The sequence below is a fragment of the Pimelobacter simplex genome (assembly GCF_024662235.1).
Taxonomy (GTDB): Bacteria; Actinomycetota; Actinomycetes; order Propionibacteriales; family Nocardioidaceae; genus Nocardioides.
In genome coordinates this window covers 507,086-532,788 of sequence record NZ_CP096276.1, presented here as the reverse complement: position 1 = coordinate 532,788, position 25,703 = coordinate 507,086, and the positions used below count along the sequence as shown (strand labels likewise).

Here is a 25,703-nt window from a genome sequence, read left to right as displayed (position 1 = left end):
CGTTGATCCCGGGGCTTGGATCCACCCACTGCGGCGATCAAATCAGAGATCCACCAGACCGGGCATGTCCAACCGAATGCAACAGTTCACTTCCCAAGACTTGAAGCAAAGTACCGCTCGGCGACGGATTCAGCACGACAACAAACTCGGGCGACGGCGGCCAGTTCCCGTAACAGCCTCGAAGGCATGACCGACTTGAAGCGCAACATCTTCGCGGAGATGCGGCACCACAATTTGAATACCGACCGGTAGACCGGCCTCAGTAAAACCAGCTGGTACCGACAATGCGGGGCTGCCAGTCATCGTGACGAGATAGGCGGATTGCATCCAGTCCAAATAGTCTTTCTGCTCCGTCTGTGCAACGGTCGAGGGGTACTCTATGCTGGCATCGAACGGGACGACCTGCGAAACGGGTAGAAGCAGGACGTCGTAATCGCTGAAGAATTCTCGAGTTCGTTCGAACAATTGTCCCTGGATGAAAGCAGCTCGGCCGACGTCCGCTCCACTCAGGCTCGCGCCGAACCTGATGTTCTCGATCAACGAGTCCTTCATTGCTCCGGGGTTTTCGCGAAGGAGTGCCCCGAGCTCGTGATGCAGTTGCCAGCCTCGAAGAACGCGGAAGGCCGCGTCCGCGCCGGTGAAATCGATGGACGCCTGCTCGACGGAACAGCCCAAGGACTCGAAGATGGCGAGTTGAGAGGTCAGTGCATCGACCACCTCGTTCTCAACCGGGACTGCGCCGCCGAGGTCCGGCGACCAGGCGATGCGGAGGCCTCGCACGTCGCGTCCGATGCCCGCGCCCAGCGATTCGGCGTCTTGCAGGACCGAGATCGGTGAACGAGGGTCATGTCCCGCGATGGTCGCGAACAAGAGATTGACGTCGGCGACCGTCCGTGCCATCGGTCCCTGCACCGACAACGTCGCATGCGGCAGTAGCGATGGCCACTTGGGAACTCGTCCGACGGAAGGCCGGAGTCCGACCACGTTGCAGAACGACGCGGGGTTTCGGAGCGATCCGCCCATGTCGGATCCATCTGCCAAGGCCGCCATACCGCAGGCGAGCGCCGCCGCGGCACCGCCGCTAGATCCGCCAGCCGATTTCGTCAAGTCGTATGGGTTGCGCGTGAGCCCGAATACGTCGTTGAAGGTGTGCGACCCGGTCGAAAACTCTGGAACATTTGTCTTTCCCACGATCAAGGCGCCGGCTCGGCGGATGCGTTCGACGATGAGTTCATCTGCAATAGGCACAAAGTCCGCGTAGAGGCATGACCCGTTGGTTGTTCTCAACCCGCCGGTCGAGTGACTGTCCTTGATCGCAACCGGCAGTCCATGCAGCGGCCCAAGCGGGACCCCAGTTTTCAACGCCCGGTCAGCGGCCGCAGCAGACGCGTATGCCTCCTCCTTGTTGAGGGTAACCAAAGCGTTGACCGCAGGGTTGGTCTGCTCAATGCGCTTAAAATGTGCGTCTAACAACTCGGAGGAGGACAATTCTCCGCGCTTAAGCATAGCCGCCATCTCCACGGCATCGAGTTCACACAGTGACGTGTCATTCATTCCGCCGCTCCTTCAGAGATCGTCCCGCCGTTGGTTCATCAAGATCGGGCCTCGGGGGAGGACATGATCACCCGAGCCGCGCGTAGGTTATGCGAGTTCATTTGATCATGACCTCGAGCGGGGTGATGGCGCCGCCGTTGCAATCGTTCATGTCCTGTGGGCAGGCGGTCAGAGCGATCAGGACCTCCTGTTCGGCGATCAGGTCCAGATAGTCCCCCGCGTTGGACATCGGCGCGTGCACCGTGAACTCGCCGGTCTGACCGTTGACCTGCGTGTGCATGAAGACATTGAACGGCTCGGGAATGTCCGTCTCTCGAATCGCGTATGGTTCCAAGACCTCGGTCAGGATTCCCAAGCAGCTGGGGTGATCGTGGATACCGAACCGGATCGGGTAGTCGTAAGGGCTGCACCACGAGGAGGTCACGTCATGCCGGCCGACCAGGTCCTTGCCAAGCCTCAGCAAGGGGGCGCACTTGTTGCTGTACAGCACGTCACCGGTGGCGAGCAGCACAGAGTTGTTGAGCTTGCGCGTATTTCCCGGCGAGAAGCGCTCGGCGCGGTCAGCGGCCGAGAATGCGACCAGGTCAGAGACCTGGCTGCCTTCGATGTCCGTTATGCGGAGAGTCTCTCCGGCGTGCAGAACAGCGGCAAATCCGCGTGCTGGCTCGACCTTGGCGTGGATTCGAGCTGATCCCATTTCATTCTCCGTTCAAAGTGGCCTCACGCGTTCTTGCGCTTGGCTGCCGATGCTCGGCTGGCGGACCGACGTCACAGGGTCTGCGGCTAGACCTGTGTACGGCGGACTTGTCGAATCCTTCGTCGGCGTCCAGTTTCTGCCGCTCCCTGTCATAATGAATCTGGTCTAGTGAAGCGGCCCAGCTCGTTCAGGCGCTGCAGTGCGACGTCCCCGATCGCACGGTGCGCTGCCAGGGTAGGTCTGCTCCGCCGACCAGTCGACGTCGACTCCATCGCGGATGTCGATCAGTGAGTCCGCGTCCGTCCCGGCGCGAACGGACTAACGCCCGCGTGCAGGTCAGCAAGGCACTCCGTAGTAACGACAGGCGCATACCAGGGCTGCCTTTGGGTCAGCATCGTAAAGGTTGCGGACCGGGTGGGAGTCTCTCGCGCCGGCGAGTGCGTCCGCGATCGCGATCATGGAGCCACACCTATTCCGCCGGCGATCAGAACGAGCGGGTCGTCGGTCGCGCGAGTCGACACGTCGACGTGAGGTGACATCGCGGCAATCGCGGTCTTGAGGCGTCTGAATGCGAGCAGCGCCGGCAGTGAACAGCTGCGCGGTCTCCCGCTCGGGTCGCAGATCGGGATCGAGTTGACCGACCATCGAGTATGACCCCGCCTCAGCCCGTCGCCAAGATCGAGGACAGCGTACTGGGCGACCCGGAACCCTGCTAGTTGCGCAAGCCGGATGGTGTGAAGTCGGGCATAGGGTCCGACTTCAGCACTTGCGACGAGTTCAGGGCCGCGCATCGCGGCCATCGGGCTGCACGTGCAGGGTCGTTGGCACCGGGGGCTCGCGCACCCAGCGGTTCATCGGGTACGAAGTTGGGTCGGACATCGGGCACTCCAAGGACTTCAAGGTGCGGTGGATCAGTGGCCTAGCCACCTACTCAATGAGAATGTAGTAGTCTTGAGACGTTGTCAAGACGGGTACCAGCGGCGAGGCGAGGGAGACGTTCACGTGGCGAACCAGGTTGAGTTGAAGGCCGTCTCTCGGCCTCGCCTCTACGAGCAACTCGTCGAGCAGCTGGTCACCTATATCGTCGAAGCCGGGCTGAGCGTCGGAGATCGCTTGCCGGCCGAGCGCGATCTTGCGAGCCAGCTGCGCGTGAGCCGAGCGTCGGTTAGCCAAGCGCTGATCGCGCTTGAGGTGCAGGGCATCGTCGACGTCAGGCATGGCGACGGAGCCATCATCTTGGACATTCCGGTGGGCCGACAGATGCTGAGTGCGCTCGGTGCACGCCGGCGACGGTTGCGCGATGTGATCGAGGCCCGCGAAGCGATGGAAGTAAAACTTGCGGCACTCGCCGCAGAGCGCCGAGACGACAACGACTTGGCTGCGATCGACGACGCGCTCCTTTTCATGCAACACGAGATCGAGCACAACGAATTGGGCATGTCAGGAGACGAGCGGTTCCATGCTGCCGTGACCGCCGCGGGCCATTCGGCTCTTCTCGGCGACTTGATGTCGGAGATCTCCGAACTCATTCGAGAGTCACGCACAGAGTCACTGTCCCAGCCTGGGCGGCCCGAAGCTTCCCTGAAAGGGCACCAGTTGGTCGCCGACGCGATTCGAGCCCGTGATCCCGAAGCGGCTTCGCGAGCAATGGCTCTACACATCGCCTCGGTGTCGGACGTCGCGCTCTTGCGGGAAGCTTGAGCCGGGCTCGGAGCCGCCTTGCTGGGAGTCCTCGTCTCGGTCGAATTTGGGCGAGTCAATGCGGCGCCACCTGCGGCCCTGCACCGAGGGTGCGCATGGCGGGTTGCTGTCGCACATAATTCGTCGGCTATCCGCGGCTTGGGAGTATCCCCGCCGCCGAGATCAGGCTCGTCGGAGCCGTCCTGGGCCGACATCCACGACGAGTGGCAAGCCGCGGCGACCGACGGTACATCTCCGAGGGATCCATTGGCACTGCTCTAGCCCGAGCGCGATAATGGTCCCACCGCCGCGATCGACAGCGGCGAATAGGCACCGAGGATCACCTCATAAGCCCACCAACCCGCGGGACTTGGCCGGAGACCCCCCGATTCCTTGCGACCGCCCAGTGGCACACACCTCGTGCATGCTCGGAGCGCTCTCGACACTGTGGCTGGAGCGGAGCGTTGATGTACGTCGGGACTGTACCTCGCCATCAGCCGTGTCCTCCCCTGCGTGCCGACACGGCCCACGACCCACAGCCGGAGACCCGAACGAGCTGTGGTCGATCCACATCGACGACCCCGGACGGGCGGTGCATGGCAACCGGGGAAGTCGCACTCGACGAAGTGTTCGGTGTAGGCGGGAGTGTGTTGGCTGTGCGCCGGGCGTTCATCAGGGCGTGGTTCCCCACCGCTGAGCTGCGCTCACTGAGGAACGGTCGGGCGGAGTCGCCGGGCGGTCGGCTGATGCAACCCGTCAGTTCGACCACGTTGGTCACTGAGAGTCGCTCCCCCAGGAGCCGCTCAATCGCGGTCCCGGCCGCGATCTCCGCCGCCATCGCCCGCTCGGCCTCGTCCCTGGCCTCCCACGCCAGCTCGACGTCGACCGTGGCCCCGCTGATCCGCTGCTCCCTGGCCTGCTGCTGGGGATCCAGCTGACGTCGGCGCTCCCGCGCAACCTTCAGCCGCCGTTCCCGGGCGCGGTCACGACCTGCCTGCGCTTGTGCCGTGGTGCTCACTGGCAAACCACCGCTTCCTTGATCCGAGGTCGCGGCCCGCCGCGACGCCTTCACCAGACAGAAGCAACGCGGTCCCCGATCGATCGGACACTCCGAGCCCGACCCCCGCATTCCATTTCGAGGCGAGCACCGCTGCCGCTCACCACCGCGTCGCGGACCCCGCTCACCTGCCTCGCACCCTATGCACCGCCGGTCCTTTTTCCAGGCAGGTGTCCGAAACGGGCTCGCTGCGGTTGCTTCTCCGTGGCGTGATGGGTGTGCACAAGCTGACCGCGGGCGACGGGTATACGTACCTGACCCGTCAGGTCGCCGTGCACGATGCGACCGACCGCGGCCACGCGGGACTGGCCGACTATTACGCCGGGAAGGGCGAGTCACCGGGCCGTTGGTTCGGCGCCGGACTCGGCGACCTCGGGCTCGCCGTCGGCTCGGAGGTCACCGAGGCGCAGATGCGGAACCTGTTCGGCGAGGGTCGCCACCCGGACGCCGAGCGCCTGGAGAACGCCGCTCTGGACGCCGGGAAGAGCGTCGCGCAGGCCAAGAAGGCCTCCCAGCTCGGTCGCGTCTTCGCGATCTACCGGGGCAACCAGCCGGAGTTCCTCCAGGAGACCGCCAAGCGCTACGCCGCCTACAACCTGTCCCGCGGTGAGCACTGGAAGACCCGGGTGCCGGCCGAGATACGGGCGAAGATCCGCACCGCACTGGGCAACGAGTACTTCCTCCGTGAGCACGGTCGGGCACCGATCGACGACCGCGAGCGGGGCTCGTTCATGGCCAAGGCCACCCGCCAGCAGACCACCGCGGTGGCCGGGTACGACCTCACCTTCGCTCCAGTGAAGTCCGTCTCGACGCTGTGGGCACTCGCCGACCGGGACGTCGCTCAGCAGATCGAGGCCGCCCACCACTCCGCGGTCGAGGCCACCCTGTCGTGGCTGGAGCAGGAGGTGCTGTTCACGCGCCGCGGCCGCGGCGGCCTCCAGCAGGTAAGGGCCAAGGGGCTGATCGCGGGCATGTTCACCCACCGCGACGCCCGCTCCTCCGACCCGCACCTCCACACTCACGTCGCGGTCAGCAACAAAGTCCAGGATGAGACCGGCCGCTGGCTCGCGGTCGACGGCCGGGTCCTGTTCAAGGCCAACGTCACCCTCGCGGAGATGTACAACACCCTGATCGAGTCCGAGCTCATCGCCCGGCTGGGGGTCCGTTTCGAGAACCGCCGCAGCGGCCCGAACACGGGCCACGGGCCGGTGAGGGACAAGCGGCCGGTGCGCGAGATCGTCGGCGTCTACGAGCGTCTCGCGGCGGCCTGGTCCAAGCGGCACCACGCTATCGAGGCCCGGCGCCGCGAACTGGCGGCCGCCTTCCAGGCCGAGCACGGCCGCCCGCCGACCGAAGGCGAGGCCGTCACCCTCGCCGAGCAGGCCTGGGAGCAGACCCGCCAGGCAAAGCACGCACCCCGCGCCGAGGCCGACCAGCGAGCCGCCTGGCTGGCCGAGGCGATCGCGATCATCGGCAGCGAGCAGGCCGTCCGCGACATGGTCGAGCAATGCCTCGGCCACACGCCGGACGCCCAGGACGTCACCGACGAGTGGGTCGGCGCGACTGCGAAACAGGTCGTCGAGCGGGTCGCCGAAGACCGTGCGACCTGGCAGGTCTGGCACCTGCGCGCCGAGGCACAGCGCCAGGCCCGCGCCCACGGCATCCGACTGGCCGACCTCGACGCTGCCGTCGACCGGGTCGTGGCCACCGCAACCGGTGAGCACTGCCTCGCCTTCAAGGACCCCGACCCGCTCACCCACCCCACCACCGCGGCCGAACGGGACGTGACGATCCCCGCTCCCCTTCAGCGCACCGAGCGCGGCGTCGCTGGCGTTGTCGGGGGCCAGGAGGTGGTCAGTGTCTACAGCCTCGCCGGCGCCCGCCAGTACACCTCCCAGGCCGTGGTCGACGCCGAGCGGCGCATCATCGCCTCCGCCCGCCGCTCCGGCGGCCGCACCATCAGCGAGGTCCGCATCAGCATCGCGATCGCCGAAGCCGCCGCCAACAGCGACACCACCGGGCTCCAACTGAACGCCGCGCAGCAGTCCCTGGTCCGCGAGATGGCCACCAGCGGCCGCGCAGTCCAGCTCGCCCTCGCACCCGCCGGCACCGGTAAGACCACCGCCATGGCCGTCCTCGCCCGCGCCTGGCAGGACTCCGGCGGCACCGTCATCGGCCTCGCACCCTCCGCGGTTGCCGCCCAAGAACTCGGCGCCGCCATCAACCCCGACACCAGCGATGCGGGCCGGGAGGATGTTCGCGCCGACACCCTGGCCAAGCTCGTGTGGCACGCCCAGCATCCAGACGAGCACGGTGCGGCGCCTGCGTGGATGGAGAGGATCAACGCCAAAACCCTGGTCCTGATCGACGAGGCAGGTATGGCCGCGACCACCGATCTGGCGGCCGCGGTCGACTACATCACCTCCCGTGGCGGCCAGGTGCGGCTGATTGGTGATGACCGGCAGCTCGCCTCGGTCGCCGCCGGCGGCGTGCTGCGCGACATCGCCCACCAGGTCGGCGCGGTCACCCTGAGCGAAGTGCACCGCTTCCGCAACCCCGACGGCAGTCTCAATCACGCCGAAGCCGCCGCCACCCTCGCGTTGCGTGAGGGCGACCCGTCGGCGATCGCGTACTACGCCGACCGGGGCCGCATCCACGTCGGCGACCTCGGCGCCTGCGCGGACCAGGCCTACGCCGCCTGGGCCGCCGACCGCGCCCGTAGCACCGGGGACGCCGACTCGATCTTGATCGCACCGACCCGCGATCTGGTCGCCGAGCTCAACACCCGCGCCCGCAACGACCGCCTCGCCGGACGCGACGAGGTGGAGATCGGGCGCGGACTGACGCTGGCCGACGGCACGAAAGTGTCCCAAGGGGATCGGATCATCACCCGTGAGAACGACCGTCGCCTTCGCATCAGCCGCACCAACTGGGTCAAGAACGGCGACCGCTGGCACGTCAGAGGCGTCAACGCCGACGGCTCCTTGACCGTGGTCCACGACCAGCTCGGCAAGACCGTCACCCTCCCGGCCGGCTACGTTGCCGAGTTCGTGCAGCTCGGCTATGCAACCACCGTGCACGGCGCCCAGGGCATCACCACCGGCACCTGCCACGTCGTCCTCACCGGTGACGAAGACCGCAACCTGCTCTACGTCGCGCTCTCGCGCGGCAAGTTCGCCAACCACCTCTACCTCAACGTCGCCTCCGACGGCGACCCGCACAACCTGATCCGACCCGAAGCCCTGATCCCACCGACCGCGCTCGACCGCATCGCCCAGATGCTGCGCCGCGACGGCTCCCCGGTCTCTGCGACCACCACGCTGCGCGAGCAGACCAACCCGCACCAGCTCCTCGGGGACATGGCCGCGCGCTACCACGACGCGGTCACGGCCGGCGCCGAGAACCTCATCGGCCCCGTCGGCATGGACAAGATCGACGTGCATGCCGAAGTACTCCTCACCGGGCTGACCGACGCCCCCGCCTGGCCGACGCTGCGCTCCCACCTCGCGCTCACCGCGCTCGACGAACACAACCCCCTGAAGCTGCTCACCGCAGCCGTGGGCGTCGGCTCGCTCGCCGACGCACGCGACCCCGCCGCCGTCCTCGACGCCCGCATCGACAACCTCGTCGCCGAACTCAACGCCGCCCGCCCACACGACCCGGACACTCCCCCGCCCACCCAGGGTCCGCTCCCCTGGCTGCCCGGCATCCCCGCCCGACTGGCCGACAACCTCGACTGGGGACCGTTCACGGCCACCTACCACCAGCTTGTGGGTGAGCATATAGACGCCGTCTGCGAGGAGGCCCGTGGATGGACCGGCGCCACCGCGCCTGTTTGGGCACAGCCGTTCCTCGAGGACGAGGACACCGATCTGCGCGCCGATCTCGCCGTGTGGCGGGCAGTGACCCGGGCCGACGAGAACGACCTGCGCCCCACCGGCGACCGCACCATCGGCTCCCCCGGCGCCCACCAGGCCAACCTCAACCGGGCCGTCCGCCAGGCGCGCCCGAGCTACCCCTTCTCCGAACGCACCTGGTACCAGGAACTGCCCGAGACCGTCCGCGCGGACCCGTGGATCACCCCACTGTGCCAGCGACTCGCCCGCCTCGAACGCGCCGGACTGCCCGTCACCGACTACATAAAGCAGGCACTCGCCACCGACCCCTCCCCGCCCGGCAGCCACTCCGGCACCCACACCGACACCGCCGCAACCGCACGACCACTGCCCGATGAGCAGCAGGCCGCCGCGCTGTGGTGGCGCCTCGTTCCCCACCTCGGTCCCGCCGCGCTCGGTGCCGACGAGCACTCCGCGAACCTGCTGCAGCCCACCTGGCGCACCGCGCTGGCCGAACTCGTCGGACCCACCAAGGCCGACTACCTGCAGAAGACGCCCGCGTGGCCCGCATTCGTCGCGGCGGTCGACGAAGCCTGCGTGCACCACGGCTGGAACCCAACCGAGATCCTCTCCAGTGCCTTGGCGGGCGTCCCACAGGACGGCAGCCTGACTGGCGTCGAGGTCGCCGACGCCCTCGTGCTGCGCATCGCCATGCTCACCGACCGGCCGACAGAAGCGCCGACGCCCGATAACGACGAGGCGCCGTACGCCGGCGCCGACGTCGTCCTCGCGGACCCCGACCTGCTGCCCCCCGAGGACGCAGACGAGTTCATGGCCGCCTTGTACCGCGACCAGCCCGACGACGCAAACGTCCCCGTCGTCCACTCCCCCACCCCGGACGAGTACGAAGCTCTTGCAGCAGAGCCGGTCGATTGGGTGCCGTCGCTCGAAGAACCCGACCAGCCTTCGTACGACGATGGCGCAACTGGCCACTACCCGTACGTCGAGGACCCGTATGCGCCCCCTCTGCCGTGGGAGCGGGCCGCCGAGGTCACCGCCGAGAACGCCTTTCCCGACCCGAACCAGATCCCGGCCGAGCGGATCCACGAGCTCAACCAGCAGGCGCTGGCCTACTTCGAGTCCTGCTACCCGCGCTCGTGGGCGCCGGGCTATCTACGTGAGCGTCTGGGAACCGATCTCACCGAGCACCCCAACTACGGAGTTGGCTACGCGCCCGGCAGCGGACACAGCCTGATGCGCCACCTCACCGCCCAGGGCGCCACCATCGACGAGCTCGAACAGGCTGGCCTCGTCTCCCGGCGTGAACGCGACGACGGCACGACCTACTATCGCGACTTCTTTCGCGACCGGCTCGTCATGCCCATCCGCGACCCCAATGACCCCAACGCTGAGGCGATCCTCGGGTTCGTCGGACGCCGCAACCCAACCAAGACCGACGACGACTTCGCCGGAGCGAAGTACCTCAACACCCGCACCACGCCGGTCTTCACCAAGGGTGAGGCACTCTTCGGGTACGCCGAAGCTCGCGAACGGCTCGCCGACGGGGCGCTCCCGGTCCTCGTCGAGGGCCCCATGGACGCGCTGGCCATCACCCTGGGCAGCAACGGCACCGCCGTCGGCATCGCCCCGATGGGAACCGCGCTCACCGTCAGCCAAATCAAGCTGCTCCGTACCCACATCGACATGGTCAACGGGCGCGACCGCATCGCCGTGGCCACCGACTCCGACCCCGCCGGCCGGAAGTCCGCCCAGAAGGCGTTCTGGCACCTGACCGCCGCCGACCTCGACCCCACCCATCTCGACCTGCCCGACGGGCTGGACCCCGCCAGACTCTTCGAGACCCAGGGCGCCGCAGCGATCACCGCCGCGATCGAAAACCTAGCGCCGCTCGGCGACGCGATGATCGACCACTTGCTCCGCACCGCCGGCCACTGGTCCGACACCGCCGTGCGTCAGAAGCTGATCCACCAGACCGCCCGAATCCTCGCCGCCCGCGGAGCCGACACCTGGCGGGAGGCCAGCGAACGACTCCGCAACCAGCTCCACCTCGCCCCCGGAATCCTTGAACACCAGACCCTCACCGAAAGCATCCAGCGGGACCGCAACGGCCCGGCCTACGCCCAGGAGCGCATCGACGAGATCAACGACGAAGCCCGCAGGAACACCGCGAGGCGCGATCCTCAGTCCCGTCGCCGCGCCGCCGAGCGGCGGCTCGCGCCCGCGGCCGTCACCCCTCGTCTCGGCCAAGACATACCGGCTGCGGGACCCGATCCGGCCGGCCCGGCACGGTGACGCCAGGTTCGGCCGCCCGGCTTTCGGCTCGGGGTACGTCCTATCGGCCCAGAAAGTCGCAGCCGGTTGTGCCGGAACGGCCTGCGTACGAGGAAGTCTGGATCGACATCCTCGAATAGGTTTCCAAGATGTAACGGCGGATCTCGAGAGACGCTACTGCTTCGGCAGCAGCGCTCCCTCGACGTGCTTGATCCCGTTGGGAGAGATGCGCGCCGTGCCACCCGCCGTTGTGAACTCGATCAACCGCTCGGTGTGCATCTTCCTCAGCACGGTCCGAAGGTTGTCCGGGCGCTTCTCAAGATCATCGGCGAGGCGGTAGTCGGTTGCACCGTCGGCATCGGCGTACAGGAGGAGCAAGACGGAGTCCCTGATGGATAGCGAGGTGTCGAGCAGGCGTCGGACCTCGCCCACCTCCCAGACCACGGGCAGCGTGCGATCCACGAGCGCGTCGACGATGGCCGTCGCTGAAGCCACATTGGTGTTGTGGAACATCCGGACCAGCTCCGCCATCACCCACTGGCAGGAGGAGAGGAGGAAGGTGGCGTCCATGTGGTTGGCGCTGATCTCCCCTCCGACGTGGCCGACCCCCCGCCGGTTGCGCACGTCGTACAGCCCAACCAGGACCCGCGGGATGGTCATGCGAGCCGAGTCGGAGTAGCTGGTCGCTGCGCTCTCCAACTTCTTGCACGCGTCGTTGAAGCGCGAGGGCTTGTACGCCCGGCCCCGGTAGTTGTCGCCGTCGAGGTGGCCTTCCAGGATCGTGAAGACGATCTCGCAGAACCATCCGGCGTCGAGTTCGGACGCCTTCCACCGGCCTTCGCGGTAGTTGCGCACGATCTCGTCGTACGCCTGCATCAGTTCGTAGCGCAGGCCCTGGGGCAGGTGCCCCAGGGCCTGCTTGGCGTCGAGCGTCACCTCAGCCGGTCTTCTTTGGCTGGGCGGGCATCTTGGTCGCCAGGTAGTTCTCGCCCTTCCAGACGACCTTGATCGACTTGCTGTTGGCCGTGTCGATCCAGCCCGTGCTGCTGGCGGTCTTGCGGAGCGCCGTGTCGGGGTGGGCGGGCGCGCTCCACTCCGCCGCCTGGTAGGCGGCCAGGATCTGGCCGATCCCGACGTCCTGCATCCCCATCATGTTGCTGAGGTAGTAGCAGGCGACGAGGTTCTTCTCGTCGAGGTTCGCCGGTCGCTTCTCCGCCACGAACTGCTCGAGGGACGGGTGCCCCTCGGGTGCGAAGTTGAGGCCACGGGGCACGGTGAAGTTCTTCCTCGCACCGTTCTTGCCCCGCCGACGACGCGGGGTCGACTCGGCTTCCGCGGAGGGCTCGTCGCCAGGCAGGTCCGGCTCGGACTCCGGCTGCTGCTGGACCACGCGGAGACGCTGGACGTTCGGCGCGTCCGCAACGTTGGTCTCAGCCAGACCGAGAGAGCAGACGACAGCCTCAAAGGCCTGACGCTGCACACGCTCGGACGTGAAGGAGTTGACGAAGTCGGCGATCTGCTCACGGTTGTCGAGCAGCCGCGCGAAGTTGTCGACGTTCTCGGGGTTCTGCGGGTCGTTGGTACTCACGGGCACTCCTGTTGGAGTAGTAGGTCCCGCTCCGTCCCTGGTGTGACCCAAGACATTCGGACCAACACGCCCGCCGGTTCTTGCCTCCGAGCGGTGCCTGAGTAAGGTCTAGCGTGTCACTCCAATGACCACGCTGGACCCCGGCCCGAAGCCTTGTGCTCGACCGGGGTCTTCGCGGCTTCAGAGGCCATCGTATCGAACGAGAATGTCATCGATGTCGTTCGTTATCCACAGCGGCCTGTGGATAAGGTCGCAGAGATGCCACACCTGTCCCACGCGACGTTTTCTACCTCACTAGTGCGCAGATGTTCCCGACAGATCTGTGGACGACACGCCCGCTGGAATTGCTTGACGAGGGGTCCGGCACGGTATGGACGAGGGGTTCCGGAGGGCCGGCGGTGCGCGGGGTCCCCCTGATGATGGACGTCGCCGACGTCGTTGGCTTCCGGATCTGTGACCTTCCAGGGCGCCCGTGCGTCGGAACCGCATGCGGGCCGGCCCACATCGTGCGCAGCCCTTCACGAGGAGACCGACCGGGCCGTGCCCGACGTGCGTCAAACCGCCGCGACAGCAGGTCCACCGCTCAGCCAGTGCGTGCAAGCAAGAGAGCCGCATCTATTGCCGGCAACGCGCCAACCTCGCAGCAAGCTTTGCGGGTTTCACCCCTGGCGCCTTTGGCTGGCGTTGATACCGCTCGAGCACGGCGATCTCAGCAGCCTTGTTCCTGAGGGCGCGATGGATGTTCGCAGCCTGCTCGTAGTACCACGGCGCGACGCCCCAGCGGTTGCGCTCGCCTCGGACTCCGTCGCATTCATCAAATGGCCTAACAAGGTCAGCGCCTCATCGTGCAGATTCTCGCGCCGAAGCCTCGACACCTCGCCGACCCATTCGGTGAAGTGCCGACCTTCGTGGTGACCCGGATACTCATTCATTCGAGCATGGCGCGGGTACGTGGCCCGCGGGTCGACCTAGCCTTGCAAATCATCGAAACGGTCACTTGGTGAAGAACTCCACGACGCGGGCAGCGATAGCTTGCTCCGCCAGACGGGCAGCTTGTCCGTGGTCGTTGACCGCTTCAGTGCTCAACACCGTCGTACCGCCGAGGTCAAGTCCGCTGGGGTGGTGTACGAGGTTGATCCCTCGGTTGGGCGTGTCGGTCAGGCTGTGAGGGCCTGGAGTTCGGGTTCGGTCACCTCCTCGACGACGCAGGTGTCGACGGCCTGGGCGCGGGCGAGGACGTCGAGTCCGAGGTAGCGGCGGCCTTCGGCCCACTCGTCGTGCTGCTCGGCCAGGACGGCGCCGACGAGCCGGATGATGCTGGCCCGGTCGGGAAAGATCCCGACCACGTCGGTTCGCCTGCGGATCTCGCGGTTGAGGCGCTCGTTGGGGTTGTTGGACCAGATCTGGCGCCAGATCTCCTTCGGGAACGCGGTGAAGGCGAGGATGTCGGCACGAGCGTCCTCCAGATGCTCGGCCACCTTGGGGAGCTTCTCGGCCAGGGCGTCGACGACCCGGTCGAACTGGGCGTGGACAGCGTCGGCGTCGGGCTGGTCGTAGATCGAGTGCAGCAGCGCCTTGACCCAGCCCCACGAGGACTTCGGCGTCGCCGACATCAGGTTCGCCGCGTAGTGGGTTCGGCAGCGCTGCCACGAGGCGCCGGGCAACGTGGCGCCGATCGCGGCCACCAGCCCGGCGTGGGCGTCGCTGGTGACGAGCTTGACCCCGGCCAGGCCGCGGGCGGTCAGATCCCTCCAGAAGGCCAGCCACCCGGCGCCGTCCTCGCTGCTGGTGACCTGCACGCCGAGGATCTCGCGGTGCCCGTCGGCGTTGACGCCGGTGGCGACCAGCACGTGGACCGGCACCACCCGGCCACCTTCGCGGACCTTGAGCACCAACGCGTCGGCGGCCACGAAGGTGAACGGCCCGGCCTCCTCCAGCCGTCGGGTGCGGAACTGCTCGACGTGCTCGTCGAGTTCCTTGGCCATCACCGAGACCTGGCTCTTGGACAGGCCGGTGATGCCGAGGGTCTGCACCAGCTTGTCCATCCGCCGCGTCGAGACGCCGAGCAGGTAACAGGTCGCGACCACACTGGTCAGTGCCCGCTCTGCTCGCTTGCGGCGCTCCAGCAGCCACTCGGGGTACAGCGAACCGGTGCGCAGCTTGGGAACCGCGACGTCCAGAGTGCCGACGCGGGTGTCGAGGTCGCGGTGCCGGTAGCCGTTGCGGGAGTTGACGCGCTCCATGCTGCGTTCGCCGTAGCCGGCGCCGCACACCGCGTCGGCCTGCGCCGAGAGCAGCGCATTGACGAACGTGGTGAGCAGGTCCCGCATCAGATCAGGACTGGCCTGGGACAGCTGCTCGTTCAGGAACTGTGCAGGGTCGATACTGGGTCCAGCGGTCATCGTCGTGGTCCTTCTTCGAGTCGGTTTTCGCAGATCACTCGAAGGATCCACCCGGTGGCCGCGCCTACGTTGGAGGCACGCGCTCACTCAGGTCCGTCGTACACCACTCTGCTGGACTCCACTACCGCCGATTCGGACTTCTCCATGCCAACGCTCTGGATCGACCTGGTCACACACCGACCACACCTGGAAGGTCAATGGCCGAGGTGGCTAATGCGAAACCCGAGCGCCAGGCACAACCTCGACGCCGTCGATGAACTTTTGGCTCCTCATGTGCATGACATCACGGTAATGCGACGCACCGACAGGAACGCCCCTCATCGGTGGGCGGCGCCGAGCGCGGCTCCGTCAGAGTCTCGAGCTAGCTCTCCGGCCCATACTCGGGGCCACGAGTGCCAGGCGACCTACCGTGGGAGCCACTCGGCAGTTGTCACCCCGTCGGGGCGCCACAGCACGCTTGCGATCTTGGCCCCCTGTGGCACCTCGTAAGCGATCCAACCCTTGATGCATCGACCAGGAATCATGGTCACGTACTCAGAGAAGCGCGGAGTGGGCCAGTCGTTCCAGGAAGAGCCGCTGTCTTTGTACTCACTGCCGCTCGGCGCGACAGCCGACCAATCGTGTGCATACGTGGAGTAGATGTCCGTCGGCGCATCGGCAGCTAGGCACTGCTCGATGCGAAGCCCAAGAAACACGTTGTTCGGACCAGGCTCCCGATACTGGCCAGGCGGGTACGGAATCTTCATCTCTTCGAGCGTCGTCTCGATGCTCTGACCGACTCGGGTCTCTCCAACCTTCAAGGCGCGATCCCCGACGTTGGGGGCGTACGGGTCCTCCTCGGCCGACGAGGTCGAATCATCGGGCGCTGACTCGAACGTCTCCGGTGTCACTGTCACGGTCGCGGTGGCCGTGACGGTCTCAACGGCTTTCGCGTCAGAATCCCCGCCGTCATCGCCTCCGCACCCAGCGAGCACGCCCAGAGTTAGCAACGCAGCGGCAGCAATTGCACGTGTCATGTTCGCAGGCTAGGACCCCTTGGTCGCCAATGCAGGCGAAACCTTTACCTTCGTGCGGCTCGTTTCACGCGCCACCCGGGAGTTGCCTGACCGCCTACTCCCGGACGCCACGGCGATCGCGCCTCCGCGCGACCGGGTGAAATGACGTGTCAAACCGCCTCGCCTGGCGCCTGGCTTTGGCGGTACTCGAGGGCCTCGGGAACCTCGTTGAAGGTTAGGATGTCGCCGGCGAGCTCGGCTAGAAGGTCGCGTGCTTCGCCTGGCGTGGCGTAGAAGAACTCGCGTCTGAGGTTCACGCGGTTGACCCTCTTGTCGGCGAGTCGTCGGTGCATCTCGCTCTCGATCGTCACGGCGTCCTCGGCGAAGAATAACGCGTGGACGTCGTATGTGAACGGCACCGACGCATCGCCGAGCTCGCGCACTCGATCCATCGGCTCCAACCTGCGGGTCATGCCGACCTTGACCATGCCTTCGCCCAGGGAGCCGATGTTCGAGATCACGTACACGTACCCGGCGCGGACATTCGCAGCGCGGTAGTCGACGTCCGCGATGGCCTTCTCGATGTCGGCCAGCTGAGCCCGTAGCCGGTCGGCAGCCTCGATGTCGCCCTTGGCTTCGAGTGCTGCGAGGGCATTCGCGTAGTGCGCCTGTTCCTTCTCCAAGCGTTGGCGCTCGCGTTCCATCTCTTGTTGCGCCTTGCGCTCTTCGCGGAGTCGTTCGCGTTCTTCTCGCTCGAGCTCCTTCTCATGGGCCAGCTTGTCCTGGTAATCGGCGGTGAGTTCGAGTTCCTTGATCCGCAGGCGGTGGTAGTGGGGCGCCACCCGGATCGACATGGTCTTGCCGAGCTTCTCGATTGCGAAGGCGACCTTCTCGAGCCGGTCCTTTGCCGCGTCGAGCCGGTAGGGCTTCATGCCGCGGACGAGGTTGTCCGCCTCGGCGTTATAGGCGCGGAGCATGAGCTTGGAGAAGTCGCGGACCATCTTTCGGCCCTCCGTCTGCGAGCCGTTGACGGTCCAGGCGTTGGCGGCTTCGACAGCTCCACCGTCGGCGCGGGTGGCTGCCTTGATCTGCGTTCGGAGCTGGTCGATGGCGTCCTTGTATGCCATCGAACTGTCGAGTGGATGCTGGTAGTTGTAGATGCCGGCTTCCTGAAGGATCTGCTCCTCCTGGGTCGCGACCACTTGCTGGCGCAGCAGCGCGATCTCTGACTTCACCGAATCGGCATGGTGTCGCAGTCCGTCGATCTCGCTCTGAAGCCCTTGGCGATGACGCTCCAGGTCTATGACGTCGAGAGAGCCAAGCCGCGACAACTCAGCTTTGAGGAACTCCAACTCCTCAGCCTGCTGACGCGCAACGTTCCGTGCACCGAAGACCGGAACCTTGGTCGGGTTAGGCGCCGACCGCGACTGGGCGGGCGCGGCGGCCGCTGGCGAAGTAGGCGGTGAGTCAGTGGGCGACGCGGGCGCCTGAGGCACGGGCGGTGGCGCTGAAGCACTCCGTGGGGCGAAGTGATCTGTCCACTGCGAACCGTCCCAGTACCGCACGCCATCGGCGCCATGTGGATCTGGGTACCAACCGGCAGGATGCTGAGTCACGCGCCGACCATAGGTCGAAGGACCGACTCTTTACTTCGATTCGCGAAGTTTGGCGCAAAGCGCGTGGTCCTGCCTCATGGACGTCGCTGCCTGGAGCGACCTAGACCGACAACGACACAACCTAGGTCATAGCCGCAAGGTGGACACGGTGTCAGCCGTCACCGACCGTTATCCGGTCTCCTGGCCTGCTTCGTCTGCGGGATGTGGGCGCTCAGGATGCGCTCCGAATCTTCCAGTGAGAACGGCCGTTCCCGTTCTACAACGGGCCACCGCTTCGGCGCTCCCGATGGCGCGCCCAGCCCCAGATCGTCCCTGTAGCCGTGGACGAACTCGCTCACCCGATCTTCAAGGAAGCGTTGCAGCAGGAACCACGTGATTTCGTCGTTCGGACCCGGCTCCGCTAATGCCGCGCGCAGGGCGCTCGCCATGTCAGCGAACAGGTGGACGATGGCCTCGGCCGATGTGATGACGGCGTAGCTTCGCGCGAGGCGGCGAACCCGCTCGAGTGCCGCGACAAGATCCGTCATTGGAGGTTCGGGGAAAGCCTCACGCTCCAATTCCGTCATCTCGGTCTCGCCTGCTCGAACGCGATCGAGCAGGCGATGTAGAGACTGGTCATACGCTCGCTGCTTCTCGACGGTGCTCAAAAAGTCGTCGTAGGTGACCCGGCGTTCGTCGGCGAATCGATCAAGCCGTTGCGCCCTTCGGTCACGCCGTGCGGCCAGACCGTCGTAGGCGATCTTGGCCAACACCCCGAAGAGCCGCCTGTCGGACGCCCAAGCAAGATTCGCGTTGGCGATCAGCACGCGCGGACGCCGTTGCGTGCTTGCGGGTGAGTTCCCGGCCTGTTGACTCGCCTCGGCGGGCTTGTCTTGCTGGTGGTCGATGAGGCCGCCGGCTGCTGTTGTCTGCGGTGGCCATCGCGGTTACCACCTTCGGTGAAGGGCGTCGTGGCCGGGCTTGGCATCGTCGGGCTCGCTCGTGATCGCTGCCGGCTCGCCGGCGCGTTCGATGTCGTCGCGGTAGCGCTGCTTTCGGCCGCGGCGCACCGGCGTGGAGGCGTGGCTCTCGTCGCGTTCGCGCCGGGGCCGGGGCTGGTGCTTGCCTGGCTGGCAGCCGTCGCCGAGACGGTCACGGAGCCGGTCGAGGAACAGGGGCAGCCCGCAGCGGTGCCAGTCCTCCAGGGCGGCAGGGGTGACGGCGAAGTTGGTGGAGTAGCGGCTGCAGGCCAGCACAGCAAGGTCGTGCACCAGGTGGGGGTGCGCGGGCCAGCACTCGGGGATTCCGGGGCGGGTGACGTTCCAGAGGTGCTGCTCGTTGACCCATATCGCGACCAGGTCTAGCCATGCCCACAGTTCGGAGCGCAACAGCCCGGCGCACGTGGCCGGGTCCCAGGGTCGCGGCATCTGCGTGAGCTCGCGCAGCGCCTCCTCATCAGCGGGAGGCTCGACCGTGGCCTGCTGCAGTTGCTCCATTGCCGTGCGGATCGTGGGACCGGGCTCGGGGAAGGTGCGCACCATCAGCCCGGCCAGGGGCATCATCCCGTTGCGGGCCGGTGCACCAGACGGGCGTGCTGCCTGAGAGCCGATCTCGGAGGGGTGCAGCGTCGTCATCGGCTGCTCCTCGTCTACTTCGGCATCCCGAGCCGCTGCTGGGATCGTGACACAGGCTCGGTCGGCGGCGTGGGCTCGGTGGCCACTGGGAGGTTGGGCGGCGCGTCCGGCTCGTGGCCGCGAGCCGCGAGCCGGGCACGCTGCTGAGCGGCGAGCAGTTCCTTGCCGCGCTTGCCGTCGATGCAGCGGTGCAGGTTCGCGATGATCGGGTCGTTCATCTCCGCCAGGACCAGGGCCTTGCGCTGCTCGATGCGGCGCAGCTCGGCCGGTTCGAGGATCGGTACCCGCCGCTGGTCGTAGGACCGGTCCATTACGCCGAACAGCTGGTGGCAGCGTGAGGAGTATCGAGTCTCGGTGTGGCTGGTGGACCCGATGAGGTCGGAGAGCTCCTGGTAGAAGCGGATGTCTTTTCCGCCGCCGAAGACCACCAGGTTGTTGGAGAGCCCGTAGATGGTGCGGGCCTCGTCCTCGCCGTAGCAGACCACGACCTGTCGCCATGTCTGGGCAGCGAGGATGAAGGAGAGTCCCAGTGCACGCTCGTTGGCCATCCTGGTCGACAGCGTCGGGATCGGCGCGGTCGACGGGAGCTCGTCCAGGCAGGCGAGGAACGGCGGGCACAGTCGCCCGTGCGGGGAGGTCTCCCCCAGCCGCTTGGCGGTGTCCAGGATCTGTTCGGTGACCGCCGTCATCAGCGGCGACGCGCTGGCGTAAGGGTCGTCGCGGCCCAGCAGGTAGATCGTGCCGCCTGCCCGGATCAGGGCCTCGAGGTCGGTGGGAGGCCGGGTCGGGGAGGGGACGCAGCGTTCCCGGATCGAGCGTTGGAAGAACAGCGCCATGGACTGCTGGACGGTGGTGATGGTGTTGCCGGCGGTTCGCTCGTCGCCGTTCAGGGCGCCGCGCAGCAGGCCGTCCCATAGCGGCTCTGCGGCCGGGTGGGTGCGCAGGATCTCCTCGGCCTGCGGGTACTGCCGGGGGCTGGAGACCCACATCAGCACCTCCTCCAGGCCGATGCCGGCGATCGCGGCGGCGTGGAAGTAGGCCTGGAGGACCTTCGCGCACTCGCCGGCGTAGAACCGGGCGGCCTGGTCGGAGGACTGAGAGGTGGCGCCCTTGATCGTTCCGTTCGCGAACGCTTTCGCCCGCCGTTCGGCGAGCATCGCGTCCTCACATCCCTTGATCGGGTCCCACACCAGCTCCGGGGTGCCGGGGGCGGCGTTGAACGGGTCGAGGACCGCGACCGGGCGGCCGCCCCCTCCACCGCGACTCCCGCGGGCTTCCAGGGTCAGGAACAGGTCCTCGGGCTTGGTCAGAGTCACGAGCGCGCCGCCGGGCGCATCCAGCAATGCGGGCACCAGCAGGTCCAGGGTCTTGCCCGAACCCTGGGGGCCGATCACGCAGGTCGTCCGATCGAAGGGCACCCACAGCTCGGGGCCCGTGCGCCCGGCCGTGCCGAGCCGCCAGCCCACCTCGTGGAGGTTGACGTGCTTGAGCGCTGTTGTCACGTCGGGGTTCCTTTCCGCCTGTCTGTGGCTCGGGCTACTTGCTTCCGGCGGTCGTTCGTCGGCCGGAGCGGGTGTAGAGGTCGGGTCGGATCACCGCGGCGCTGTTGCGCAGCCGCGGCACTCCGAGGGCCTCCGCGGCGTGCGTCGGGGTGGCCAGGCCGTGTCGGGAGCTTGTGCCGGTCAGGTCGCGCATCCACATGCCGGCCACGACCGCGGCTGCGAGCACCAGCACCTCGCCGAGCACCGTGAGCGCCCACATCAGCGCATCCGGCGGCAGAGCATTGGAGGCGTCACGGCGCAAGCCCGTGCCGAAGCGACCGTGCAGCAGCCCGCCGTAGGCGTCCAGCAGACGGCCCTTCGGCAGCGCGAAGTCCCCCGAGGTGGCCCACGCGGCGACGCCCTGGACGACGAGCGGGGTGATCAGGACGAAGAAGCCGCCGGCGGCGAGGACCGCCACCGTGAACTCGCCCGTCCTCGGGGAGACGTTGGTGAACCGGGCGCGTCGGGAACGTTCCATGCTCATCGGGCGACCGCCATCCAGCTACTCTCGGGCGCCTGCCAGCGGTGGCAAGGGAAGTCCTTCGGCCCCCGCTGATCGGGGATGACCGCGACCGTGCCGATCGGCCAGTCCAGACGTCCTTGTCCCTCCAAGACCGCGGCTTCGGCCGGGTCCGGGTAGTCGTGTTGGACCAGGCCCAGGCAGACGACGTCGTCGCCAGGGAGCGGGCGGTCGGCCAGGTCGTGGGCGCCGTTTGAGGTCAAGATCGTTCGCGCCCGCCCCAGCGGCAGGAAGTAGATGTGGTGGTCGTCGGCCAGGTCGATGTCGTCGACTACCACCAGACAGGTTCCGGCGGGACATTCATGTCCGACTGGCCACTGCAGCTGGTCGGGGTGTTCGGGTTCGCAGCGCAGGTCTGCCCACTCGCTGGGGGCTGGGGCGAACACGTGTGCATGGCGCCGGGTGTTCGCCAGCCACCACCGGGTGAGGTAGCGCGCGGTGGTGGTCTTGCCGCGGCCGACGTCGCCGACCAGCACCAGCGGTCGGGTGCTACTGGTGTCGAAACCGGCGGCATGGCCGTCAGCGGTGGTGCCGATGCGTACGTCCATGCTGGGAAAGGCAACCCGGAGCGACGCCGATCGGACACGCGAGCGTGGGCGATCTCAGTCTTCACGCGCGATCTCGTGTCGTCCTCCGCGGCTCGTCCTTCCACAGGGCCTGCAGGTCTCCGCGTGCGGTTTACGCGGCCGCGGCCGGCATTCCGCCGAGGTCGAACGCCTGCTTGGGCAGTGCCCAGGTGACCGAGCCGCTCGGGGTGTGGACGTCGGCGAATCCGACGCAGCCGTAGAGGCCGTTGGCGGCACAGCCGTAGTCGTTGCCGAAGATCTTGCCGCCGCCGACGTAGATCGCGACGTGACCGATGCCGTCGCCGCGGTTGTAGGAGACCACGGCGCCCACGGGCGGGAGCGGGTCGAGTCCGGTGCCGTGGGACTGTGCCAGTCCGGCGTTGATGATGCCTTGGGCGACGTCTTCACCGTTGCCGTAGCCGCGGCCGACGCCGGGGCCGCCGTAGACGGCGTCGACGATCTTGGGGCACTGGTTCTTGTAGGTGCAGGGTGCGCCGCTGGTCCAGGACAGGCTGCACAAGCCGCTGTCGGTCCGCATCATGGTGTTGACGCGGGCCGAGAGCGCGGCTGAGAGCTCTTGGGCGACCTGGATCGGCGAGGCGGTGCAGCCGGTGTCCGCGATGTTCGTGGTGCCGCGCTCTATCGCGGCGACCGCCCGCCGGGCGGCGTCGAGGTACCGGTGGTAGTCGGTGTTCTGGAACGGGGTCCAGTCGGCGAACTTGGCCTCCCCCGATCCGGATCGGGCGGAGTAGAGCGCGAAGGCGTACTTGGCGTTGAGGAGCGGGTCGAAGATGGCGGCCTGCGTGTTCCAGCCGGGCACCGTGCCCCGGTGCTGCACGGAGATCTGCCACAGTCCGAAGTGGGTCCCGTTGGTGGCCCTCGGGTTCCAGGTCGACTCCACGCGGGCGATGGCCACCGCGGTGATGAGGTCCTCGCCGCGGAACCCCGCCTGGTAGGCGGCCATGGCCGCGACTTTGGCGGCGTCGAGGTCGCTTGGCGCTGAGACGTTCTGGAGCAGGTCCACGCCGAAGTTGCCGAGGGGCGGGCACGGCGGGCAACCGGTCGACGTCGTGCCGCCGGGCTGGGTGCCGGTGGGCTCTGGTCGATCGGGCCCTGGTCCGGTCAGGTGAGCGGTGGTGTGGACGAACGGGTGGTCGGTGTAGTTGTGCGCGCGGTCGTTGGTGCTCCGGTCCACGACGGTCCCGGAGAAGGTGACGGCAGGGCCGCCCAGGATCCAGTCGATCTGCTGGTCGGTGGGGTTGGCGCTCGACCAGCCCGGACCGGCCACCGACAGGAACAGGCGTTTGAACCGGGCCTTGTCGTTCATGTCGCCGACCAGGAACAGGGCTGTGTCGTGATCGCTGGCCTGCAACTGTCGCAGTGCGGTCGCTTCGGCGCGGACCGCGGCATCGCGCATCACCTTCGTGCCGCCTACCGCGTTGGCGGGGTTGTGGGCGTTGAGCACCCACACGGATCCGCCGACGGTCGAGGTGAACCGCACCAGAGGGACCTGGATCATCGGGCCGCCGTACCTTATCGACACGTGGCGGACCTCATCCACCGTCCAGACGCCGGGTTGATAGGCGATCGCGTCCGCGGTGGATCGGTGCCCCTGACGCTGGCCGGCCACGATCCGCCAGGTTCCGTTGGTGGCCCTGAGGAATGCCTGCGCCTGCGGTGGCTCGAACTCCTGGAACCCGATGATCGACGCACCGGAGGCGCCGATCTTGGACACCATGTTCGGCACCCGCTCGCCGTAGGGCCTCTCCCCGGGATGGGGGTTCTTCGTGTAGTGCGATGCGCCCCGCCAGTTGAGCGTGCCGATACCGAACGACCCCGACCCGGAGCCCGAAGCCCCCGTCGCGCAGGCAGCCCGGACCGCCTCGATGCTCGCGTTCCCCGTGCCTAGCAAGAGCAGCATCAGCGGAGCGATCAGCACCAGCGGCAGGCCGAGCAGGATGCCCTTCTTCACGACGACCACCTCAGGCGGACGCCGCGCATGCGCATGTTCGACGCGCAACCGTCAGAAATCCGACGAACAGTCACAGAGCTGTGTCGAGCGCGTCGTTGGTGTAGGTGAGCCGCCGTTCGAGAGGCGTGAGCAGCGTCTGCACTTTGTACCGCTGGTCGCCGACCATCCACAGGGCGCGGCCCTTCTCTTGCATCGCCCAGTGGGTGATCACGCTCTGCTGCATCGCCGAGAGCCCCATCAGTCGGCCGAGCTCGTCGGCGACCGACTCGTCTTGGCCCATCAGGATCCGGACGTCGGAGAGGTTGAGCAGGTCCTTGGCGATCTGCGCGGCCTGGCTGCCCTCGTCGCCGGCAGAGAGCGGGTCGGACGGCTTGTGGTAGGTCACCAGCTGGATGTCACCCTCGGCTCGGGAGAGCCGCAGGTTGGCGTCCAGCGCCATCACCGCGTCGAGCGAGAGCCGGGTCTGGAGCCACGCCTCGTCGCGGAGCACGATCCGCCGATCGCCCGGCGATGCGGTCTCGCGCATGCCCTGGCCCCAGGAGTTGAGGCACATCAGCGCGATCCCGACGGCGACCTTGTTGCCGGTCTCGTGCAGCGACCGCAGTGACAGCGTCTGGATCGGTGCACGCCAGTCGGGACGGAAGGTCGACTCGGTGTCGAACATCCCCTGCAGCGATCCCTCGCACAGGGCACCGAGCGCGTCGCGCAGCGGCCGGGTTCCGTCGTAGAAGTCCTGCTCGGAGGAGTAGCGGCAATCGGTGACCAGATCGTTGGTGGGCGAGTCCAGTGCCGCCCACACCTGGGGAATGGTGACCGGCTTGAGCCGGGAGGCACCCACGGACCAACCGGTCAGGTGTCGCAGCACCTTGTTGATGACCCGCTCCTCGGTCGGGGTGAATCTCACGCCCTGGGATCCGACCAGGCCCCGGATCAGGAACAGCCAGCGGTTGAAGATCACGTTCGCGCGACGGTGCTGCTCTTCGCGGGTCTGCTTCTCCCAGTCCATGCCGAGCGGGCCGAGGTCGAGCGGGTTGATCCGGCCCGCCAGGCCGGGCCCGATGCGGAACGGGTCGACGCCCAGGAACCGGGCGAGGTCCTCGTACTCGTCCTTGACGTCACCGAGCACCAGGGACCGGTAGCCATAGCGGACCATCCGGAGCATGAACGCCTTGACGGTCGCTGACTTCCCGCGGCCCGGCTTGCCGAAGATGAAGATGTTGGGATTGGTGACCGGGATCGTGTCGTCGAGCACCCAGCCCATCGGGTCGCAGTAGAACTTGCCGCCCGAGAGCACGTCGTAGCCCATCTCCGCCCCCCACGGCGGGAGCCCGTCCCCGCAGATCAGCGGCCACAGGACCGGGGTTTCCTCCGAGGTCATCTGATAGCCGGCCAGCGGCGGCATCGTGGCGGTCCAGCCGTGTCCCCTCCGCCGTATGCCGTTGTGTTTGGCCGAACCGGGGAACAGCTTCTCCGCAGGAGGCTCCGCGGGTGGTGCTGGCTTGCGCGGCATCGTGGTTCCGAAATCCGCCAACAGATCGTCGATCGTCCGCGACGCGGGCCGCACGTTCTTGGCCGCACCCCGGGAACGGGTCTTCGTCGCCGCCATGCTCACCACTCCCCCGCGGTGGTGCTCGACGGCCTCGGTGAGGGCGCTGTCGGTGTGGTCGCCAGTTCGCGCGGGCGGCTGACCAGCGGCGGCTGTTGGCTGCGGCCCGAGCAGTTCCTCGATCGCGTCGCAGGCGGTTCCTTCATCGGGTCGGGTTGATGCTCCATG

16 protein-coding genes and 1 pseudogene are annotated in these 25,703 nt (G+C 67.3%); 2 read left to right on the top strand and 15 right to left on the bottom strand.

What is annotated here, in order from left to right; all coding sequences use genetic code 11:
• Nucleotides 1–129 precede the first annotated feature (129 nt).
• Both M0M48_RS02430 and M0M48_RS02425 read right to left on the bottom strand, forming a co-directional pair.
• Complete coding sequence (locus tag M0M48_RS02430; protein ID WP_257754264.1) at nt 130–1,554, bottom strand: amidase; 1,425 nt, start codon at nt 1,552–1,554, stop codon at nt 130–132.
• A 97-nt stretch (nt 1,555–1,651) separates the two neighbouring features.
• Nucleotides 1,652–2,251, bottom strand: coding sequence for an urea carboxylase-associated family protein (locus M0M48_RS02425; protein ID WP_257754263.1), 600 nt, complete (start codon nt 2,249–2,251; stop codon nt 1,652–1,654).
• A gap of 1,002 nt (nt 2,252–3,253) precedes the next feature.
• Here M0M48_RS02425 and M0M48_RS02420 point away from each other — a divergent pair.
• Together M0M48_RS02420 and mobF are read left to right on the top strand one after the other, a co-directional pair.
• Nucleotides 3,254–3,952, top strand: a complete 699-nt coding sequence (locus tag M0M48_RS02420) for a FadR/GntR family transcriptional regulator (protein WP_257754262.1) — start codon at nt 3,254–3,256, stop codon at nt 3,950–3,952.
• 1,248 nt (nt 3,953–5,200) lie between these two features.
• The gene (gene mobF, locus M0M48_RS02415; protein ID WP_257754261.1) at nt 5,201–11,137 is read left to right on the top strand and encodes a MobF family relaxase; all 5,937 of its coding nucleotides are present in this window, start codon (nt 5,201–5,203) and stop codon (nt 11,135–11,137) included.
• A 153-nt stretch (nt 11,138–11,290) separates the two neighbouring features.
• Here mobF and M0M48_RS02410 read toward each other — a convergent pair whose 3' ends face one another.
• The 13 genes and pseudogenes from M0M48_RS02410 to M0M48_RS02355 form a co-directional block, all read right to left on the bottom strand.
• The gene (locus tag M0M48_RS02410) at nt 11,291–12,052 is read right to left on the bottom strand and encodes a hypothetical protein (RefSeq protein ID WP_257754260.1); all 762 of its coding nucleotides are present in this window, start codon (nt 12,050–12,052) and stop codon (nt 11,291–11,293) included.
• Between the two features lies 1 nt (nt 12,053).
• Nucleotides 12,054–12,704, bottom strand: a complete 651-nt coding sequence (locus tag M0M48_RS02405; RefSeq protein ID WP_257754259.1) for a hypothetical protein — start codon at nt 12,702–12,704, stop codon at nt 12,054–12,056.
• A gap of 1,157 nt (nt 12,705–13,861) precedes the next feature.
• Entirely contained in the window at nt 13,862–15,106 is a 1,245-nt protein-coding gene (locus M0M48_RS02400) for an IS256 family transposase (protein ID WP_257750619.1), read from the bottom strand.
• Between the two features lie 404 nt (nt 15,107–15,510).
• The gene (locus M0M48_RS02395; RefSeq protein WP_257754258.1) at nt 15,511–16,122 is read right to left on the bottom strand and encodes a hypothetical protein; all 612 of its coding nucleotides are present in this window, start codon (nt 16,120–16,122) and stop codon (nt 15,511–15,513) included.
• 149 nt (nt 16,123–16,271) lie between these two features.
• Entirely contained in the window at nt 16,272–17,453 is a 1,182-nt protein-coding gene (locus tag M0M48_RS02390) for a DUF4041 domain-containing protein (protein WP_257754257.1), read from the bottom strand.
• 162 nt (nt 17,454–17,615) lie between these two features.
• Nucleotides 17,616–17,717, bottom strand: a pseudogene (locus M0M48_RS31005) (DUF2510 domain-containing protein); the annotation flags it as partial.
• A gap of 158 nt (nt 17,718–17,875) precedes the next feature.
• Nucleotides 17,876–18,523, bottom strand: coding sequence for a hypothetical protein (locus M0M48_RS02385; protein ID WP_257754256.1), 648 nt, complete (start codon nt 18,521–18,523; stop codon nt 17,876–17,878).
• Nucleotides 18,524–18,643: 120 nt separating this feature from the next.
• Nucleotides 18,644–19,330: a hypothetical protein gene (locus tag M0M48_RS02380; RefSeq protein ID WP_257754255.1), complete on the bottom strand. Its 687-nt coding sequence runs from the start codon at nt 19,328–19,330 to the stop codon at nt 18,644–18,646.
• A gap of 14 nt (nt 19,331–19,344) precedes the next feature.
• On the bottom strand, nt 19,345–20,832 hold the full coding sequence (locus M0M48_RS02375) for a type IV secretory system conjugative DNA transfer family protein (RefSeq protein WP_257754254.1): 1,488 nt from the start codon (nt 20,830–20,832) through the stop codon (nt 19,345–19,347).
• A 34-nt stretch (nt 20,833–20,866) separates the two neighbouring features.
• Nucleotides 20,867–21,355: a hypothetical protein gene (locus M0M48_RS02370; protein ID WP_257754253.1), complete on the bottom strand. Its 489-nt coding sequence runs from the start codon at nt 21,353–21,355 to the stop codon at nt 20,867–20,869.
• Entirely contained in the window at nt 21,352–21,939 is a 588-nt protein-coding gene (locus M0M48_RS02365) for an ATP-binding protein (RefSeq protein WP_257754252.1), read from the bottom strand. The genes M0M48_RS02370 and M0M48_RS02365 overlap by 4 nt, the downstream gene beginning before the upstream one ends.
• Nucleotides 21,940–22,069: 130 nt before the next feature.
• Nucleotides 22,070–23,929 carry an endonuclease/exonuclease/phosphatase family protein gene (locus M0M48_RS02360; RefSeq protein ID WP_257754251.1) on the bottom strand — a complete coding sequence of 620 codons (1,860 nt, stop codon included), beginning with the start codon at nt 23,927–23,929 and terminating at the stop codon, nt 22,070–22,072.
• Nucleotides 23,930–23,999: 70 nt separating this feature from the next.
• Nucleotides 24,000–25,307 (bottom strand): ATP-binding protein, encoded by a 1,308-nt coding sequence (locus M0M48_RS02355; RefSeq protein ID WP_257754250.1) that lies wholly within the window; start codon nt 25,305–25,307, stop codon nt 24,000–24,002.
• Nucleotides 25,308–25,703: the final 396 nt, after the last annotated feature.

Bases quoted from the DNA above. Each gene is read 5' to 3' on its own strand.
- M0M48_RS02430 (WP_257754264.1), bottom strand. From the start codon at position 1,554: ATGAATGACACGTCACTGTGTGAACTCGATGCCGTGGAGATGGCGGCT.
- M0M48_RS02425 (WP_257754263.1), bottom strand. From the start codon at position 2,251: ATGGGATCAGCTCGAATCCACGCCAAGGTCGAGCCAGCACGCGGATTT.
- mobF (WP_257754261.1), top strand. From the start codon at position 5,201: ATGGGTGTGCACAAGCTGACCGCGGGCGACGGGTATACGTACCTGACC.
- M0M48_RS02400 (WP_257750619.1), bottom strand. From the start codon at position 15,106: ATGACCGCTGGACCCAGTATCGACCCTGCACAGTTCCTGAACGAGCAG.
- M0M48_RS02395 (WP_257754258.1), bottom strand. From the start codon at position 16,122: ATGACACGTGCAATTGCTGCCGCTGCGTTGCTAACTCTGGGCGTGCTC.
- M0M48_RS02380 (WP_257754255.1), bottom strand. From the start codon at position 19,330: ATGACGACGCTGCACCCCTCCGAGATCGGCTCTCAGGCAGCACGCCCG.
- M0M48_RS02370 (WP_257754253.1), bottom strand. From the start codon at position 21,355: ATGAGCATGGAACGTTCCCGACGCGCCCGGTTCACCAACGTCTCCCCG.
- M0M48_RS02365 (WP_257754252.1), bottom strand. From the start codon at position 21,939: ATGGACGTACGCATCGGCACCACCGCTGACGGCCATGCCGCCGGTTTC.
- M0M48_RS02355 (WP_257754250.1), bottom strand. From the start codon at position 25,307: ATGACCTCGGAGGAAACCCCGGTCCTGTGGCCGCTGATCTGCGGGGAC.